The sequence below is a fragment of the Pollutimonas rozaliensis genome (genome assembly GCF_048751585.1).
GTDB lineage: Bacteria > Pseudomonadota > Gammaproteobacteria > Burkholderiales > Burkholderiaceae_B.
In genome coordinates, this window is record NZ_JAZHOB010000006.1 from 210,441 (window position 1) to 227,276 (window position 16,836).

17 protein-coding genes are annotated in these 16,836 nt (G+C 60.6%); 5 read left to right on the forward strand and 12 right to left on the reverse strand.

The features are described from left to right. Positions 1 to 93 precede the first annotated feature (93 nt). The 5 genes from V0R37_RS12870 to V0R37_RS12890 all read right to left on the reverse strand — a co-directional run bounded on the left by V0R37_RS12870 (position 94) and on the right by V0R37_RS12890 (position 4,740). Positions 94 to 612, reverse strand: coding sequence for a MarR family winged helix-turn-helix transcriptional regulator (locus V0R37_RS12870; protein ID WP_420374895.1), 519 nt, complete (start codon positions 610 to 612; stop codon positions 94 to 96). A 110-nt stretch (positions 613 to 722) separates the two neighbouring features. Continuing rightward, the gene (locus V0R37_RS12875) at positions 723 to 1,694 is read right to left on the reverse strand and encodes a Bug family tripartite tricarboxylate transporter substrate binding protein (protein WP_420374896.1); all 972 of its coding nucleotides are present in this window, start codon (positions 1,692 to 1,694) and stop codon (positions 723 to 725) included. A gap of 39 nt (positions 1,695 to 1,733) precedes the next feature. Beyond that, a complete protein-coding gene (locus V0R37_RS12880; protein ID WP_420374897.1) occupies positions 1,734 to 2,717 on the reverse strand; it encodes a zinc-binding dehydrogenase in 984 nt (327 codons plus the stop codon). A gap of 23 nt (positions 2,718 to 2,740) precedes the next feature. Next, positions 2,741 to 3,550 carry an enoyl-CoA hydratase gene (locus tag V0R37_RS12885; RefSeq protein ID WP_420374898.1) on the reverse strand — a complete coding sequence of 270 codons (810 nt, stop codon included), beginning with the start codon at positions 3,548 to 3,550 and terminating at the stop codon, positions 2,741 to 2,743. After that, complete coding sequence (locus V0R37_RS12890; protein WP_420374899.1) at positions 3,550 to 4,740, reverse strand: CaiB/BaiF CoA transferase family protein; 1,191 nt, start codon at positions 4,738 to 4,740, stop codon at positions 3,550 to 3,552. The genes V0R37_RS12885 and V0R37_RS12890 overlap by 1 nt, the downstream gene beginning before the upstream one ends. A gap of 165 nt (positions 4,741 to 4,905) precedes the next feature. On the opposite strand from V0R37_RS12890, the gene V0R37_RS12895 reads away from it, so the two are divergent. Further along, positions 4,906 to 5,580, forward strand: a complete 675-nt coding sequence (locus tag V0R37_RS12895; protein ID WP_420374900.1) for a GntR family transcriptional regulator — start codon at positions 4,906 to 4,908, stop codon at positions 5,578 to 5,580. Next, positions 5,577 to 6,512, forward strand: a complete 936-nt coding sequence (locus tag V0R37_RS12900) for a DMT family transporter (RefSeq protein ID WP_420374901.1) — start codon at positions 5,577 to 5,579, stop codon at positions 6,510 to 6,512. Before V0R37_RS12895 ends, V0R37_RS12900 begins: the two co-directional genes overlap by 4 nt. Positions 6,513 to 6,531: 19 nt before the next feature. On the opposite strand, the gene V0R37_RS12905 is transcribed toward V0R37_RS12900, so the two are convergent. Both V0R37_RS12905 and V0R37_RS12910 read right to left on the reverse strand, forming a co-directional pair. Continuing rightward, positions 6,532 to 7,785 (reverse strand): patatin-like phospholipase family protein, encoded by a 1,254-nt coding sequence (locus tag V0R37_RS12905; RefSeq protein WP_420375032.1) that lies wholly within the window; start codon positions 7,783 to 7,785, stop codon positions 6,532 to 6,534. A 92-nt stretch (positions 7,786 to 7,877) separates the two neighbouring features. Beyond that, the gene (locus V0R37_RS12910; RefSeq protein WP_420374902.1) at positions 7,878 to 8,822 is read right to left on the reverse strand and encodes a LysR substrate-binding domain-containing protein; all 945 of its coding nucleotides are present in this window, start codon (positions 8,820 to 8,822) and stop codon (positions 7,878 to 7,880) included. A 99-nt stretch (positions 8,823 to 8,921) separates the two neighbouring features. On the opposite strand from V0R37_RS12910, the gene V0R37_RS12915 reads away from it, so the two are divergent. Further along, positions 8,922 to 10,025 carry a YeiH family protein gene (locus tag V0R37_RS12915; RefSeq protein ID WP_489685803.1) on the forward strand — a complete coding sequence of 368 codons (1,104 nt, stop codon included), beginning with the start codon at positions 8,922 to 8,924 and terminating at the stop codon, positions 10,023 to 10,025. A gap of 40 nt (positions 10,026 to 10,065) precedes the next feature. On the opposite strand, the gene V0R37_RS12920 is transcribed toward V0R37_RS12915, so the two are convergent. From V0R37_RS12920 to V0R37_RS12930, 3 genes are all read right to left on the reverse strand, one after another. After that, the gene (locus V0R37_RS12920) at positions 10,066 to 10,440 is read right to left on the reverse strand and encodes a SirB2 family protein (RefSeq protein WP_420374903.1); all 375 of its coding nucleotides are present in this window, start codon (positions 10,438 to 10,440) and stop codon (positions 10,066 to 10,068) included. A gap of 72 nt (positions 10,441 to 10,512) precedes the next feature. Further along, positions 10,513 to 12,327, reverse strand: coding sequence for an ABC transporter ATP-binding protein/permease (locus V0R37_RS12925; RefSeq protein ID WP_420374904.1), 1,815 nt, complete (start codon positions 12,325 to 12,327; stop codon positions 10,513 to 10,515). Between the two features lie 77 nt (positions 12,328 to 12,404). Then, complete coding sequence (locus tag V0R37_RS12930) at positions 12,405 to 13,271, reverse strand: MBL fold metallo-hydrolase (RefSeq protein ID WP_420374905.1); 867 nt, start codon at positions 13,269 to 13,271, stop codon at positions 12,405 to 12,407. Positions 13,272 to 13,406: 135 nt separating this feature from the next. On the opposite strand from V0R37_RS12930, the gene V0R37_RS12935 reads away from it, so the two are divergent. Together V0R37_RS12935 and V0R37_RS12940 are read left to right on the forward strand one after the other, a co-directional pair. After that, positions 13,407 to 13,781 carry a tautomerase family protein gene (locus V0R37_RS12935; protein WP_420374906.1) on the forward strand — a complete coding sequence of 125 codons (375 nt, stop codon included), beginning with the start codon at positions 13,407 to 13,409 and terminating at the stop codon, positions 13,779 to 13,781. Between the two features lies 1 nt (position 13,782). Next, positions 13,783 to 14,337, forward strand: a complete 555-nt coding sequence (locus V0R37_RS12940) for a DUF924 family protein (RefSeq protein ID WP_420374907.1) — start codon at positions 13,783 to 13,785, stop codon at positions 14,335 to 14,337. A gap of 21 nt (positions 14,338 to 14,358) precedes the next feature. Here V0R37_RS12940 and V0R37_RS12945 read toward each other — a convergent pair whose 3' ends face one another. After that, positions 14,359 to 14,991 (reverse strand): hypothetical protein, encoded by a 633-nt coding sequence (locus V0R37_RS12945; protein WP_420374908.1) that lies wholly within the window; start codon positions 14,989 to 14,991, stop codon positions 14,359 to 14,361. Between the two features lie 161 nt (positions 14,992 to 15,152). Next, complete coding sequence (norR, locus tag V0R37_RS12950; RefSeq protein ID WP_420374909.1) at positions 15,153 to 16,835, reverse strand: nitric oxide reductase transcriptional regulator NorR; 1,683 nt, start codon at positions 16,833 to 16,835, stop codon at positions 15,153 to 15,155. Position 16,836: the final 1 nt, after the last annotated feature.

A 16,836-nucleotide genomic window follows, 5' to 3' on the forward strand; every position in this document is an offset into this window, starting at 1 on the left:
AATTGCCTAGGCAATTATATGGCGAAAATAATGAGGGAGAAAAGAAAAAAATGAACAGGGATTCCGAAGCGGCCGGCCTCGAGGGGAGCCGCGCTAATGCTCTTTTGCGCAGGGCAGCTCGGTGCCGGGCAGGCCATTGGCCAGCATGCGATGCAGAAGATCGATCAGGGTTTCCACCTCGGATTTGCTGAAGCCTTGCAAATGAGTATTCAAGGTGGTGGCGATCGCCGGCATGATTTGTTCAGCCACTTCGGTGCCGGCTTCGCTAAGTTCAATCCGGACTACGCGCCGGTCGTCGGGGCAGCGGTGCCGGGTGACGAATCCCTTGGCTTCCAGACGATCCAGTGTGCGTGTCATGGCGCCGGTGTCCACATGAGCGCTGCGCGCCAGTTCGGCCGGCGTGTTGATGTTCAGATACCGTATCATCACCAGCGGACGCCATTGCATGGCGGTAAGCCCCAGCGGCGATACGTGCTGGTCGATCATGCGGTTCAGCGAACTTTGCACTTGCTTGACCAGAATGCCGATGTTGCTGTCTTTGCTGGACAGCAATAGGGCGGCCGAATAGAAGGTTTGCTTGCGGTTGCTGGCGGGTGATGCTGGCTTGGTCATGCCATCAATTTTAGCGCTTATTTATTTGCCTAGGCAAGTACCTGTTAGGGCATGTTTTTACGCGGGCCGCTACTGCAGGGTTGGCAAGCGGCCCGGATATCAATCACGCATCAATTGACCACGATGTTGGCGTCCTTGGCCAGCTTCACCCAGAATTTCTCATCCTGGGCCAGGAATTTGTTGAAGCCTTCGGGGGATTTCGACAACGAGGGCTCGGTGCCTTCGCGTGCCAATACGGCCTTGACGTTGGGCTGCTGCATGGCGAATATCGCGGCGTCATAGATCTTTTTCACGACTGTGTCGGGCGTGTTCAGCGGTACAAAGATTCCGTACCAGAACTCCAGGTTGTAATCCGGAAGTCCGGCTTCCCGCATGCCTGGCAAGTCTGGCACAAGGACCGATTTTTCGCTCGTGCTGACCGCGATGGCGCGTAATTTTCCGCTGTCCACTTGTGCCAATACCGATGGGGCGGTGCCGAAGCTCAAGTCTGTGTCGCCGGCCATGACCGACTGGATGGCCGGAGCTCCTCCACGGTATGGAATATGCGTCATCGTCGTACCTGTCAGCAGCGTAAACAGTGCGGCGCCCAGATGGGGCGCCGATCCATTGCCTGATGTCGCGTAGTTCAGTACGCCGGGCTTGGCCTTGGCTTCTTTGATCAGGTCCGCGACGGATTTGATATTGGTCTTGGTGCTGACGGCCAGCACGAGCGGCGAGGTCGTGATTTTCGTTACGGCTTTCAAATCCTTGGCCGTGTAGGAAAGCTTGGGATTCAAGGCTGGGTTGATGGAAATGCTGCTGGGGCTGGCAATCAGCACGGTATAGCCGTCGGGCGCTGCCTTGACCACATAATCGGCGGCGATGCTCGATCCTGCGCCGGGCTTGTTTTCGACCACCACCGTCTGTCCCAGGGACTTGCCGAAAGCCTCGCTCATGGAGCGGGCAACGGTATCCGCTGCTCCGCCCGGCGCGAATCCGATAACCAGGCGTACTGGACGGTTGGGGTAATCCGTCGACTGCGCATACGCTTGCGCAGCCATCAGGCTCAAGCCGGATGCGAGAACGAAATGAATGATTTTCATGGTTTTGTCTCCTCGGTATTTATATGTTTTGCTTGATGATCAGCTTGAAGGAATGCGCAGCACTATCTTGCCCGCATGGCGGCCCGCCTCCATGCAGGCTTTGGCCTTTGCCAAGTCCGCAAAGTCGAATTCCATATCGACTTGCGGCCGTATCTTGCCGGTGCTGAAGTACGGCAGTACATCGGCCATAAAACGGGGAACGGCGGCTGCGCGCTGCGCTTTGCTGCGCAGCTTGTTCGATACGCCAAAGATCGTCAGCCGCTTGGCGTGTAACGCTTCCAGATCCAGATCGCCGTGCAGCACGCCATCCACATAGCCGACGATGGCCAGCCGCGCTTCGAAGGCTGCCGCGCGGATGTTCTCCGCAAAGACGGTGCCGCCCACGGCATTGACGATAAGGTCGGCGCCGCGTTGATCTGTGGCGGCCATGACGTCGCGAGCAAAGTCCGCGCCGCGCGTTTGAAGGGCGATATCGAGGCCCAATGGCTTGAGCCGTTCTAATTTTTCCGCCGAGCCCGAGGTGCCGATCACTTTGGCCCCCAGGGCCTTGCCCAGTTGCAACGAGGCGACACCCACACCGGACGTGACGCCATTGATCAGCAGCCATTCACCGGATTTCAGCCGACCCTGAAGCACCAGCATGTCATAGGCGACCAGGAAGGTCAGAGGCAGGCAGGCAGCCTCTTCCCACGACAGGCTGTCGGGTTTGGGCATGGCTTCGGCGGCTTCCATCAAGCCATATTCCGAGAAGGCGCCCGGACAGCGCCCCATGACCTTGTCTCCGATCTGGAAATTGTTTACGTCTTTCCCAACGCCGACGACTTCGCCGGCGCCTTCTCCGCCAATCTGCTTCCAGCTTCCCGGCTTGCCATGCAGGCCGTGGCCCAGCACGAACTCGCCGCGATTCAAGCCGGCCGCATGCATGCGAACCAGCAATTGCTGAGGGCCGGGCTCGGGCATCGGAGTGTCGCGGCACTCCAGAAATGTGTCCGTCTCGGTCATTTGCATCCAATGGCTTTTCATTTCTTCTCCGTGGGTGGCTTGGTCTATCGGCCGATAAACACCGGTTTGCGTTTTTCCATGAACGCGGTTCTGCCCTCGGCGTAATCCTGGCTGTCGAAGCAGGCCCGGATAAGCGCCGTGCAGCGCTCTTTGTCGACATTAGGGGCCGACTTCAGGATCTCTGCCGTGATAGCCTTGCCGGCGGCTATGGTTATCGGCGCGTTATCGGCCATGGCGCCGGTGTACTCCGCCAGCAGCGCCGGCAGTGCTTGCGCAGTGGCGGTCCGGCTGATCAAGCCCAGTGCTTTGGCCTCGGCGGCGTCGATCCGGCGGGCCGTAAAGAAAAGATCCTTTGCCGCACCCGGCCCGATCAGGTCGACCAGGTTCTTCATGGCGGAATAGCGGTAGCCCAGGCCCAGACGCGCGGCAGGGATGGAAAAGACCGAGTTGTCCGAGGCGATGCGGATGTCGCAGGCGATCGCCACATTGACGCCGCCGCCTATGCAGTACCCGCTGATGCAGGCCAGGGTCGGCTTGGGGAAATCCTGTATCGCCGTCAGCGATGTCTCGGCCATGGCTTCGTAGCGGGTCACTGCCTCGCGGGCGGCGCGCATGTCTTCGAATTGCGAGATATCGGCGCCGGACACGAAAGCCTTTTGGCCAGCGCCTGAAAACACGACCAGGCGTACCCGGTCGTCGGCTTGCGCAAGCGCGAGCAAAGGTACGACGGCTTCCCACATATCCACCGAAAGCGCGTTGTGCCGCGTCGGATTATTGAATTGGATATGCAGGGTGGTTTCATCCAGCCAGGCCAGGACGCGTTCCGTCGTGGACAGGTATTCAGCTTGCGGCATCAATAGACTCCATGGGATTTCATTCGGGCCAGGTCCTCGTCGCCATAGCCCAGGTTTTTCAGGATTTCCTCGGTGTGTTCGCCACGCCGGGGGGCGGATCGCACGATGGTACTTGGAGTACGGGTAAGCTGCACCGGCTGGCCCACCATGCGCTGCTTGCCTAAACGTTCCGACACGACCTCCTTGACGATATTCAGGTGATGGACCTGAGGGTCCTCGAAGACTTCGCGCAGGTCGTTGATCAGGCCGCAGGCGACCCCGCCTTCGTTCAGCTTGGCTATCCAGTAGCTTCTGTCTTGCGCGGCCAGGCGCCGGTTGATTTCGGCATTGAGCGAATCCCGGTTGACCGAGCGCGAGGGCTTGTCGCGGTAGCGTTCGTCGGTCACCCATTCGGGGGCGCCAAGGATGTCGCAGAAGCGCTCCCATATCTTGGAGCCGAACACGGCGATATTCATATAGCCGTCGCGGGCCTTGTAAACGCCCGTGGGGATGCTGGTGGGGTGGTAGTTGCCGGCGGGTGTGGCGACTTCGCCGTCGATCAAGTATCGCGAGGTCTGGAAGTCCATCATGTAGACCAGGGATTCCAGCAAGGATGTATGCAGCCATTGGCCTTTGCCGGAGGCTTCGCGTTCCAGCAGGGCAACCAGAATCCCTTGTGCGGCAAATATCCCCGCACACAGGTCGGCGATGGGAATGCCGACCCGCAAGGGGCCTTGCTCGGGCAGGCCGGTTACCGACATCAGGCCCGAGGTGCCTTGCGCAATCTGGTCGAAGCCGGGACGGTTCGCGTAGGGCCCCGTTTGCCCGAAGCCCGAGATGCTGGCATAGACCAGTTTGGGGTGGTCCACGGACAGCGTCTCGTAGTCGATGCCCAGCCGGTACTTGACGTCGGGGCGGAAGTTCTCGACCACCACGTCGGCGGTCGCGATCAGGCGCTTGAGCGTCGCAATGCCCTCGGGCTCTTTCAGATTGAGCGTGATGGACCGCTTGTTGCGATGGGTGTACTGATAGTCGGACCCATCCTGTCCGCCCAAAGTGTCGTCGCCCCGCATGTGTTCAGGCATCTGCACCTGTATGACATCCGCCCCCCAGTCGGCCAATTGCCGGCACGCGGTGGGTCCGGCTCGGACCTGGGTCAGATCGATGACGCGAAAGCGCTTCAGCGCCTCGGAAGCGGCTAGGTGAACCACGATATTGCCTCCTGTAGATGATGCCTGAATTATTTGTTTTTTGCTTTAAAGTGTCAACACTTTATTATATTGGTCGACAATATTTAATGAATTGTTCAAGTGATTTTGCGTTTTCAGGCGGTAACTCCAAGTTATCGGCATAGGCTTTTAAGGTAAGATTGCGCCATGGTTTCCACTCCTTCCCCGGCACGTTCCGCAATACTTTCCCAGACCGTAGCAAGCGAACTCAAGCGTCTCATCTATTCGGGCGAGTTCGAGCCCGGCGAGCGCCTTAACGAAGCCGCGCTGGCCACAAGAATGGGCACCAGCCGGGGTCCCATCCGCGAGGCCATGAAGGTGCTCGCCGGCCTAGGGCTGGTGACTTCGGTGCCCAACAAGGGGGTGTTCGTCAGGCAGCTTTCCGTGCGCGACATGATCGAGGTCTACGAGCTGCGCGCGCTGGTGTTCGCCTACGCGGCGGAGCGCGCCTGCGAACATTTTTCCGCCGAGCATGCCGTCCAGTTCGAGCAGTTGCTGGGCGAAATGGACGAAGCTACGAAAGCCAATGACGGAAACCGCTATTACGAATTGAACCTGGCCTTTCACGAATTGATCCTTGATCTATCGGGAAACCAGCGGGCCAAACAAGCTTACGACGACTACGTGAAAGAATTGCACCTGTTCCGGCGCAAGTATTTCAACGTGGGCGCCAACATGCGCCGTTCGAATGCCGAACATCGGAAAATCTACCAGGCGATCTCTTCGGGCAGCCCGGCCAAGGCCTGGGCCGCCGCCCAACGCCATGTGCTCGATGGCCGATCCAGACTGCTGCAAACCATGGAAACCCCCTTGCCGATATGAGCTCTTCACCTGGCGCCTCAGCCACTACACGTACACAAGAATTCTGGATGGGCTTCCTGCTGGCGGGATTGGGCGCCGTGCTCTTTTCAGCGAAAGCCATTGTCGTGAAATTCACTTATCGCTATGGCGTCGACGCCCTGACGGTGATTGGCTTCCGGATGATGCTTTCCCTGCCTTTCTTTGCCGCGATCGGTTGGTTCCAGGCGCGCAAGGCGCGGCAGGGCAAACTGCCGCGATTGACGGTGAAGGAACGCCTGCAAATCATCTTTCTGGGATTCATCGGTTATTACCTGTCCAGTTTCCTGGACTTTTTGGGATTGCAATACATCTCCGCCGGACTTGAGCGACTGATTCTGTTCCTGTCTCCCACTTTCGTCTTGCTCATCTCGGCCTTTTACCTGAAGCGCCCGATCGCGGGCGGACAGTGGGTGGCGCTGGGCCTGTCGTATCTGGGCGTGATGTTTGTCTTTCTGCAGGACCTGTCGTTCAGCGGCAGCAATGTCATGCTGGGTTCAGCCTTCGTGCTGGGTTCGGCGTTCTCGTATTCGTTTTATCTGATTGCTTCAGGCGAACTGATCAAGCGCGTGGGCGCAACACGGCTGGTGGCGTATGCGATGTCGGTATCGGCGGTGATCAGCATGGTCCATTTCTTCGGCGTGCACGGGCTGGACGGGCTGCGGCAGCCCTTGCCGGTCTATCAACTGTCGCTGGTGCATGCCTTGTTCAATACCGTTGCGCCCACCTTCATGATCATGTGGTCGGTGGCGCGCATCGGCGCGCCCATGACTTCGCAACTGGGCCTGTTGGGACCCGTGTCCGTGCTGTTCCTGGCGGCATGGCTGCTGGGTGAGCCCCTGACCGTCCTGCAACTGGTGGGTACGGGTTTTGCCCTGGCGGGCGCCGTCGTGCTGGGCCGCCGCCGCAGGGCGTAGCGCGCGCTGCCGCGCCGGTTTAGCTGGCGCCGTCGACCTTGCCGGCGGCCTTTTCCATGAGCAGCTCGATTTCCTCGCGATGGATATCGTGCGTCACGAAGCCGGAGGCATTCTCGGGCATGGCCAGGCGTTCGGGTTCCGCCAGGGTGCGCCGTATGTCCTCCAGTCCGCTGGCCCAGTGCTCGCGCATGGCCGACAGCCCGAACTGGAAATCCTTGTAGTGCCGCTCGTAGGGCTTGTTGCGGTATATAAGGTGGATGACGTTGTAGCGCTTGCTGCAGGCCAGGTCTTGCGCCATGCGGCAGTAAGGGTCGCTGGCGCGGATATCGGGGGGGATGTCCTCCAGCAGATGCTGCAATATGTGGCGCAGGTATTGCGTCCAGCGTAGTTGCTCGGTGATCATGCGCGTGCGGCTGGAGTATCGGATATCCTTCATCCGGTCGGACACTTCGCTCATGTTGACGGGTACCTGGCCGCGCGCGCTCCATAAATCCACCTGGAACACCAGGGTGTCGCGCAAGGGGCGCGATTCCAGCACTTGGGTCAGTGGTGTGTTCGACACCAGTCCGCCGTCCCAGTAGTGTTCGCCGTCGATCTCGACGGCGGCAAATGCCGGGGGCAAGGCGCCCGATGCCATGAAGTGCTCGGCGCGCAGCGTCATCTTGGTATTGTCGAAGTAGGCGAAATTGCCGTTGCGCACATTGACCGCGCCGACCGACACTTGCTGTTGGCCGGAGTTGATCAGGTCGAAATCGCATAGCCGCTCCAGCGTATCCTTGAGCGCGCTGGTGTCGTAATAGCTGGCGGTATCGGCGTTGCCAGGCATGATGGACGAGGGTGGCGGGAAGCGCGGCTGGAAGAAGCCCTTCTGGCCGTTCAGCAAGGCGCTGCCGGCATGCAGGGCGCCCATCGTCTGGCGCATGGTGTCGTTCAGATTGAAAAAAGACTGCTCGATGAAGGGCGGGATTCCCAATCCTCCATTGGGCTGGCATATGGTTTCCCAGAACTCCAAAAGGCGCGGCATGCGCATCTCGGGCGGGTTGCCGGCAATGATGGCGATGTTCAGCGCGCCGATCGAAATACCCGACAGGCAGCTCAGTTCTATGCCCGCCTCGTGCAAGCCCTGGAATACGCCGGCCTGGTAGGCGCCCAGCGCGCCGCCGCCCTGCAATACCAGCGCCACGGTCTCATAGGGCGGCAGGCCGGGCGTCGTATTGACCGGAAGATTGGCGTTTTCAAGCGCCGCTTCTTCGGTGCTGGCCTTGGTTGGCAGTTTGTGGGTGTTGCGGGGCTTGGGCGCCGCCCGCGCCAACAAGGTTCGGCGAGGCGTATGTTCGGCTTCGGGAAAGAGCTTGAGCTGTTGACTCATGGTTGAATGCCTTTGCTGCGGCGCTGCGCGTCGATACCGTTCACCATAACACTATCGGGTGCCGCCGCCAGGCTTGCCACGAAGGCGTCGATCAGCGCGCCCCGATAGCGGGACTTGTGCAGAACCAGCGACAGCCTTCTGCGCAGGTTCAGAAAGGGCGTATCCAGGATACGCAGGCGGCCGGTGGCTACCGGGTCGCGCGCCGCCGCGTAAGGCAGGCAGGCGATGCCCAAGCCGGCTATGACAGCCTGCTTGATGGCTTCGACCTGGCCCAGCTCCAGCACGATCTTTCCGGCGGGCAGCGCGCTGAGCACCTGTTCGGCTTGCACCCGCATGGCCGATCCCCGTTCCCGCAGTATCCATTTGGCGTCCTTGAAATGCCGGGCTTTCAATTCGCTTGTTTGCGCCAGAGGATGCGAAGGCGCGGCGCAGACCACCAGGGCGTCATCGCGCCAGGGCAGAATCTCCAGTTGCGGGTGGTTGACGGGACCTTCCACGCAGCCGATATCGATGCGATGCGCCAACAGGCCGGCGGCAATGGTATCCGTGTTTTCCACGCTGACGTGCAGAGAGACCGCGGGATGCAGCGCAACGAAAGGGCCCAACAGGTCGCCGACCAGGTAATTGCCTATGGTGTTGCTGGCGCCCACGCGCAGTTCGCCCGTCAGCGCCAGGGGCTGCTCGCCGGTCTGGCGCAGCATTTCGTGCAGGCGTTCGATGATCTCCTGAGCCATCGGCAAGAGCTCTTTGCCGCGCGGGCTCAGGTGCAGCCGTCCCCGTTCGCGATCGAACAACTGCGCGTTCAGTTGGCGTTCCAGTTCGGACAAAGCCATGCTGACGGCCGGCTGGGTGACGAACAGCCGTTCCGCCGCGGCGCGGACTGTACCCGACGCGGCGATGGCAACGAAGACTTCGAGCTGGCGTATGCTTATTCCTATCATCAATAAATTTTATACAACAATTCAGGATTAGTGAATTTGCTTATTAACTTGTCATATTTAAAATAACCCCACGTTATTATCAAATGCGAATTTGCTCCCATGTCTGATCCCGCCCGTGCTTCGATTTCCTTGTTTCCCGGCGCCGTGCCGCCGGCCGGGGCCATGCAGGGGGCGTCTTTGTCGCATGAGAGCCGGCAAGCCGATGCGGCGCCGCGCGCCCCGTCTCCTCTGTACGGTCTGGCGCTGGCCGTGGTGGTGGGCGTGTTCGCCATGATGCTGGGGCGCTGGATGCCGATTATCGGCGGCCCGGTTTTCGGCATTCTGCTGGGCATTGCTATACGCAATACAGTCGGGATCGGGCCGGTATTCAAGCCTGGCCTGCAGTTTGCATCCAAGCAGATACTGCAATGGTCCATTATTGCCCTGGGTTTCGGACTTAGCATTCAGCAGGTCGCACAGACCGGCCTGGAATCGCTTTGGGTCACGCTAATCACCCTTGTCGTGGCATTCGGCTCGGCCGCCCTGTTGGGCAAATGGCTGGGGATACCGGCCCGGCTCAAGACTCTTATTGGCGTGGGCACCGCCATTTGCGGCGGATCTGCCATCGCCGCGGTAACGCCCATCATCAAGCCGGAAGAGCATGAAACCGCTTTCGCGATTTCGACCATTTTCCTATTCAACATCGTGGCGGTACTGGCTTTTCCTTTGCTGGGCCATTGGCTATCCATGTCGGACGCGGGCTTCGGCATGTGGGCGGGAACGGCCATCAACGATACTTCGTCGGTCGTGGCGGCGGGTTATAGCTACAGCACGGCGGCGGGCGATTACGCCACCATCGTCAAGCTGACCCGGGCGACCTTGATCATTCCGATTTGCCTGGTGCTGGCCGTCATGGTGGCCTGGCGTGAAAAAAAGCAGGGCACGGCCGGCTTCAGCCTGGCGCGCATTTTCCCTTGGTTTATCTTGTGGTTTCTGGTCGCTTCGGCCCTGCGCTCCACGGGCCTGATCCCGGAGCATCTGAATGCGAGCATTCATTTCCTGGCGCAGTTTCTGATTATCGTGGCCTTGACGGCTATCGGCCTGTCGTCCGATCTACGGCGGATGGCCGTCGCCGGCTTGCGGCCCATTGCCCTGGGTCTGGGCGTGTGGCTGGCTGTCGCGGGCAGCAGCCTGGCGGTGCAGCGCCTGCTTGGGGCCTGGTAAGCCTAGGCCGGCCGCGACCGCCTTGTGGGGAAGGGCCTGATCAGGCCAGCCACGACATCGGGTTGTGCCGAATGGCCACGCCCACAATATAAAAGAAAATGGCGATCGCGATCAGGGCGGCGACACCGCGCGATGCCGGAGTCTTGCCGCGCTTGATGGCGATGGCGCCCACGCCTATATACAGGATCAGGGCGACGATCTTGGCCAGTATCCACGGCTGCTCGGGGCCGATCATCGCCGCCAGGATCACCCCGCAGACCAACAATACCGTATCGATGATATGAGGCGCTATCTTTACGAAACGGCGCTGCAGCAGGCCCGAGCCCGATACCGACCAGTACGCCCGGATGATGAAGAAGATAATGCTCAGGCCGGCGGCCGTCATGTGCAGATGTTTGATAAAAAAGTAATTCATCGTAGTGCCCGTAAGTTTTATGCATTGGCAGTGTAGTTCACCCGGCCCATCCTTGCGGCCGGGCCTATCGTATCAGCTGGGCGTCTTCGGCGTTTCCGCTAATTCCCAGGCACCTGTTCCATCACCCTTCAGTATCAACTGGCGTCCGTGATGCGCAAACAGCGTGCTACGGTGGCCCACGCTCAGCAGCACGGTATCGGGCAACTGCTCGCGCACCAGGCGGTACATGGCGTCTTCCAGGCCTTCGTCCATGGCCGAGGTGGCTTCGTCCAGGAAGGCGGCACGCGGCGCGGCCAACAACAGCCGGCCGAAGGCCAGGCGCTGCTGTTCGCCCAACGACAGGATGCGGCCCCAGTCATCGACTTGATCCAGGCGCGCGGCCAGATGCCCAAGCTGGACCGTCGCCAGCACCTGTTCGGCCCTTCCGCCGGCTTGAGCGGAGTCCGGGTCGGCTTTCTTCGGGTAGTGCAGGGCGTCGCGCAGGCTGCCTTGCGGCAGATAAGGCTTCTGGGACAGGAACAGTAATTCGCCTTCGGGACGGGTGATGGTTCCCTGGCAGTATGGCCACAGGCCGGCCACGGCTCGCAGCAGTGTGGTCTTGCCCGAGCCGGACGGGCCGCGTATAAGCAGAGACTCGCCAGGACCGGCAAGGAGATCCAGCTTGTCCACCAAGGGAGCCCCGTCCGGCGTTGTTATGGACAGTCCGTGCAGGACGAGGGCCGATCCTTCCTCGCGCAGTTCCGGCTCCGGCAGCGCGCCGGCGTCGGCAATGGCCTTGGTAAAGCCGCTCAGGCGATTCAGCGTGGCGCGATACGTGGCGAAGCTGTCGTAGGCATTGCGGAAGAACGACAGATTGTCCTGCAGGCGGCCGAAGGCCTGGGCTGTTTGCATCAGGTCGCCCAGGCTGATCTGTTTGGAGAAAAAGCGCTGCGCCTGGATGATGAAGGGGAAAACCACCGCCGTCTGCGTAACCGTGAAGTTGAAGCCCAGGAATTTCAAGGTTCGGTAAACGATGGCCCAGGCGTTGCCGATGACGTTGGCGAAACGGCTACGCAGCAGGGCGCCTTCCACTTTTTCGCCGGCATAGAAAGCGATGCTTTCAGAATATTCGCGCAGCCGCACCAAGGCGTAGCGGTAATCGGCGTTGTAGCGTTCATTCAGGAAATTCAGCAGGATAAGAGGGCGGCCGATCCCGATGGCGAACACCGTGGCGATGAGCACATAAGCGAATACCAGGAAGACCATGGCGCGCGGCACTTCCGTGCCGAGCACTGCCAGCGGCCCCGACAGGCTCCACAAGATCAGGGTGAAGGCAAAGGTGGAGACCAGGGCGTTGACGACGCCCATCGACAGCGACAAGGACATTTCCACGAAGGTGGCAACGTCTTGTTGTATGCGTTGATCCGGGTTGTCGACGGGAGCGTCCAGATACTGGCTGCGATAGTAGGACCGCCCATCCAGCCACTGGCCCAGCAGCTTTTCGTTAAGCCAGACCCGCCACCGGATGGTAAAGGCCTGCTGCATGTAAAAGTCGATCAACGATCGTATGACATGGGCGGTGGCCAGGATGGCGAAAATCAGCATGGCTGTCCAGAAGCCCGCACTGTCCAGTTTCTGCAATGCGCTGTACATGGTGTTGTACCAGGCCGAGAACAGCACTTCCAGGCGCACGCCGCACAAGGTCAGGAACAGGATGAGCGCCAGGGTCGCCAAGGGGCGCCAATGGCGGCGCGGAGAAAAATACTCCGCCGCCAAGGCCCAGAACTGCCGGCCCCATATGGTGAATCTGGCCAAGCCCCATATCGTCGCGGCGGCCATCGCCACCGTAATGGCATAGGCTTGGGCCAGCCATATGCCGCTATCCATCAATACATTGTTCCAGTTCATTCACGCTCCGTTACCGCGGCGATTCAAAAAGCTACAGAGACCGCATTGTGTGCGAAATGTTCCGGAAGCGCTATTGATTAAAGCTGATTCAACGGGATTTTCAGGTAGTGGACGCCGTTGTCCTCGGGTGTGGGGGGCTCGCCTGCGCGGATGTTCAACTGGATGGCGGGCAGGATCAGAACGGGCATGTCCAGGGTCTCGTCGCGGGCCGTGCGCATGGCCACGAATTCGGTCTCGTTGATGCCGTCATGGACATGGATGTTGTGCCGGCGCTGTTCAGCGACCGTGCTGCGGCACTGGCGCGAACGATTCTCGGGCGGGTAGTCATGGCAAAGATACAGCGCGGTGCTCTCGTCCAAGCTCAGTATGCGCCGTATCGATCGATACAGCGCATGGGCGTCGCCCCCCGGAAAGTCGCAGCGCGCGGTGCCCAAGTCGGGCATGAACAGGGTATCGCCCACGAATACGCCCAGGCCGTCGATACGGTAGGCCAGATCGGCCGGCGTGTGCCCGGGCACGTGCAGGGCGCTTGCCTTCATTTGTCCGATCATGAAGGTTTCGCCGTCTTCGAACAGGTGGTCGAATTGCCGGCCGTCGGGTGCGAAATCATCTTTCAGATTGAAGATCTCCTTGAACGACGCCTGCACCTGCATGATGTGTTTCCCGATGGCGATGCGCCCGCCCAGCACCGCTTTCAAGTGGGCCGCCGCCGACAGGTGGTCGGCGTGGGCATGTGTTTCCAGTATCCATTGCACCGCCAATTTTTCGCGGCGCACGAACTCGATGATTTCATCGGCCGAGTCCGTGGCCGTGCGACCGGATTTCGGATCGTAATCCAGTACGGAGTCGATGATGGCGCAGGACGGATCGCCGGCCTGGTAGACCACGTAGGAGAACGTCGAGGTTTGTTCGTCGAAGAAAGGCTGGACTTGGGGTGACGGCATGCATGCTCCTTGGGTCGGGTGGGCCGGCGGGGGGGGCGCACAATGGATATTAACAAGGGATGGCGGCGTGTGCTTGTGCGGGGCGCCCTGATGCAGCGATAATCGACGCTTGTCTTCCCACCATCAAGAGGTCATATGCCTTACGTCACCATATCGATTACACCGGGATTCTCGGCGGCTCAGAAAAAGCAGCTTATGCAGCGGACCAGCGACGCCGTGGTGCAAAGCATAGGCGCGCCGGTGGCCAGCGTTCGAGTTCTGTTGCATGAGTTGCAGGATGGCTGCTACCTCAATGCCGGCCAGTTCGATACGGAAGGGCTGATGTTCGTGGTCGAATTTATCGCGGGGCGCACGGTCGAACAAAAGGCGGCGCTGATCGCGGCGCTTAGCCGCGCGGGATCAGAGACCACCGGCATTTCGGAAAGCGAAGTCCGTACACGGCTTATCGATTTTCCCAAGCATGACATGGGGATGGCCGGCGGTGTCAGCGCCGCGGCGGCGGGGCGCTAGCGTGGACAGTCGGGCGCCTTACAGCCAGGCCGATGCTCTCATCGACTTCTGGAACCAGGCCGGCCCCGCCGCCTGGTTCGCCAAGAATCCGGATTTCGACGCGGCCTTTTGTCAAGGGTTCAGCGATGCGCACTTTGCGGCGGCCCGCCGGGAGCTTGATCATTGGCTGGACGATGCAATGGCCAGCCTGGCCCTGGTGCTTTTGCTGGATCAATTTCCGCGCAATGCCTTTCGCGGCACGGCGCATATGTACGCCACCGACGGCTTGGCCCGCCATTGCGCGCGGCAAGCCATAACGGCGGGGCGCCTGGAGCAGGTCGGCGAACCGTTGGCGCTTTTTCTTTGCGTGCCCTTCATTCATTCGGAAAGCCTGGCGGACCAGCGCTACGGGCTGGAGCTGTACCAGCGGCACAGCCCGGCGAATAGCCACTTTGCGCAAGATCATCACGACATCATCGCCCGGTTTGGTCGATTCCCGCACCGCAATCCCGAACTGGGACGCATCAGTACGCCTGAAGAACTGCGCTTCCTTCACGAAGGCGGGTTCGCCGGCTAGCAAGGCCGGCTGTGGAGGTTGTTACATATTGGCCAGATCCGCCACCGCATCGACGACCAGGCCTGTGCCTATGGCGATCATCAGGATGTCGCTGGCCACGCGCACATAGCGGTAGCCGGACGGCGGCAGTCCGATGCGCGCCACGATGGTGGGTGGCAGGTCGTAAAAGATAACATCGCGGTCCAGCGGATAGCCCATCCGCCACTTCTTTGCCTGCCCCGGCGGCATGCAGCCATTATGTTTTTTTGCCAGGCCCGGCGGGCAGCGTCCGGCGCGGAACTCTTCGCCGTAGTACTCGCGCAGATAGCTTCGTTGCTGGTCGTTGAAGTGAATATTGATGGAAAGGGAGTCGCCGCGATCGCCCCGGTAGTCCCGGTCGCGGTTTCCGCTATTCCGGCTATCCACTTGTCTTTGGTGACTTGACTTCCCCGAGCGGTCCGCTCTGTCCGGCGATTCGCCGCGTGAGCCATGCACGTTCTTTTCCGCCTTGTCCTGCTTGCCGTTGCCATTGCCCCTGTCGTGGTTTTGGCTTTGGCCTTTGCCTTGGCCGCCGCCACCCCCTCCCGCGTGAGCGGGTTTGTCCGCCAGGGCGGGCTGGGTGGATAGAAAAGCAACAATGATCGCTGTAGCAAGATGACTTTTTCGCAGTGCCATGATCAGTCCTTTATTAACGCCCGGAGCTCCTGCGTATCAAAGAGATGTTTTGCATCCCAGCCACACGCCTTGCGTACGGGCTTTTTGTACTAGGCGGTACGGAGTGTAGGAAGTTTTTTCCAAGCCGGCCACTGGAATAAGTTTAGAGAAAGTATCCGCTGTTACATTTTTGAGGCTGATTTCAGCCCCAGTTTCCTGGCCAGCTTGTGCAGGTTGCTGGGGTCTATCTGCAAGATTCGCGCAGCGTGGGTCCAATTGTGCCGCGCGGCCTGCAATGCGTCTTGTACAGCGCGGCGCTGGCATTCGTCCAGTGCCTCGCGCAAGGGAAGCAGCCTGGCCGGGGCATGGGACGCCGGCGCAGGGCTGGGCGGACTGGAAATGGGCGGGCCGCCAGAGCCATAGAACGGTTCAACGGCATAAAGATCGTCGTCCGCGGCAAAGTCTGCGGCCGGCTTTGCCGCGACACCGGCGGAGGCATCCGGATGGAGTCGCGAAACGTGTGTGTCCTCCAGGGACTGGGCGGCGGATTCGGCGATGTCCACGTCCAGCACGTCGGGGCTCAGCGTAAGTATCTGATCGCGCGAGGCGCCCCGGCTAAGTGTCTTGATTGCGGCGCGGCTGATGACGTGCTCGAGTTCGCGTACATTGCCCGGCCAGTTGTAGCCCATCAGGGCGCGTTCGGCGGCGTACGACAGGCGCAGGCCGCGCAGGCCCAGACGGGCGCGGCTCAGTTCAAGAAAATGGCCCGCCAGCAGCAATATGTCGCGGCCGCGCTCGCGCAGCGGCGGAATAAGCACCGGATACACCGACAGGCGATGATACAGGTCGGCACGAAAGGTTCCCGCCAAGGTATTTTCCTTGAGCTGCCGATTGGTAGCGGCAATGATGCGGACATCGGTCTTGATGACGACATCGGTGCCCAGCCGCTGGATTTCACCGTTCTGCAGGGCGCGCAGCAATTTGGCCTGCACCGACAGCGGCAGCTCGCCGACTTCATCCAGGAACAGGGTTCCGCCTTGTGCCGCTTCAAAGCGTCCCGCGCGATCGCTGGTGGCGCCGGAAAATGCGCCTTTGACATGACCGAAGAGCTCGCTTTCGGCCAGCGATTCGGGCAGGGCCGCGCAATTGACGTGCACCATGGGTTTGCGGCTGCGCCGCGAATGGCGGTGCAGCCGGCGTGCAAACAGCTCTTTGCCGACTCCGGTTTCACCTAGCAGCAAGACGGGCAGGTCGGAATCGGCCACGACATTCAGTTCGTGCAGCAGCTGGGATATGGCCGCGCTTTCGCCCAGAATCTCGTTTTCGTCCACGATCTGCATTGAACCGCCGGCCGTGCTGCCAAGCTGGCGCAGATTGCGGTTTTCTTTTTCCAGGGCGGTTATGCGTATGGCCGCTTCCAGCATCAAGCCGAAGCGCTGCAGCTCGGCTTGCCCCGCGGCGTCGAAAGTGCCGGTGGCCAGGGCGTCCAGCGTCAGGGCGCCCCACAGACGGCCTTCTATATACAGGCTCATGCCCAAGCAGTCATGGACGGGTAGCGGCAGGCCTTTCTTGTCGTCCAGCAGGCCGTCGTAAGGATCGGCCAGAACGCTGTCCGGTTCAAACCAGGTAGGTTCGCGCCGCGACAGGATGGTGGCAAAGCGCGGGTGTTGGGCGACCACGAAGCGTCTGCCCATGGCTTCGTGCGCAAGTCCCGATGCAGCCACCAAACGCAGGCTGTCGTCGTCCAGCCGCAACAGGCCGACCGCGTCGCATTCGAAGCGCTCGCGTAAGGTATGCACAGCCCGTTGCAGCCGCACGGCATCGGGCAAATCGGTAACCAGGTCCGCGAGAATAAGCTGATCCATA

Bases quoted from the DNA above. Each gene is read 5' to 3' on its own strand.
- V0R37_RS12915 (WP_489685803.1), top strand. From the start codon at position 8,922: ATGTCTGATCCCGCCCGTGCTTCGATTTCCTTGTTTCCCGGCGCCGTG.
- V0R37_RS12885 (WP_420374898.1), bottom strand. From the start codon at position 3,550: ATGCCGCAAGCTGAATACCTGTCCACGACGGAACGCGTCCTGGCCTGG.
- V0R37_RS12925 (WP_420374904.1), bottom strand. From the start codon at position 12,327: ATGAACTGGAACAATGTATTGATGGATAGCGGCATATGGCTGGCCCAA.
- V0R37_RS12935 (WP_420374906.1), top strand. From the start codon at position 13,407: ATGCCTTACGTCACCATATCGATTACACCGGGATTCTCGGCGGCTCAG.
- V0R37_RS12920 (WP_420374903.1), bottom strand. From the start codon at position 10,440: ATGAATTACTTTTTTATCAAACATCTGCACATGACGGCCGCCGGCCTG.
- V0R37_RS12930 (WP_420374905.1), bottom strand. From the start codon at position 13,271: ATGCCGTCACCCCAAGTCCAGCCTTTCTTCGACGAACAAACCTCGACG.
- norR (WP_420374909.1), bottom strand. From the start codon at position 16,835: ATGGATCAGCTTATTCTCGCGGACCTGGTTACCGATTTGCCCGATGCC.
- V0R37_RS12945 (WP_420374908.1), bottom strand. From the start codon at position 14,991: ATGGCACTGCGAAAAAGTCATCTTGCTACAGCGATCATTGTTGCTTTT.
- V0R37_RS12870 (WP_420374895.1), bottom strand. From the start codon at position 612: ATGACCAAGCCAGCATCACCCGCCAGCAACCGCAAGCAAACCTTCTAT.
- V0R37_RS12910 (WP_420374902.1), bottom strand. From the start codon at position 8,822: ATGATAGGAATAAGCATACGCCAGCTCGAAGTCTTCGTTGCCATCGCC.
- V0R37_RS12895 (WP_420374900.1), top strand. From the start codon at position 4,906: ATGGTTTCCACTCCTTCCCCGGCACGTTCCGCAATACTTTCCCAGACC.
- V0R37_RS12880 (WP_420374897.1), bottom strand. From the start codon at position 2,717: ATGAAAAGCCATTGGATGCAAATGACCGAGACGGACACATTTCTGGAG.
- V0R37_RS12875 (WP_420374896.1), bottom strand. From the start codon at position 1,694: ATGAAAATCATTCATTTCGTTCTCGCATCCGGCTTGAGCCTGATGGCT.
- V0R37_RS12900 (WP_420374901.1), top strand. From the start codon at position 5,577: ATGAGCTCTTCACCTGGCGCCTCAGCCACTACACGTACACAAGAATTC.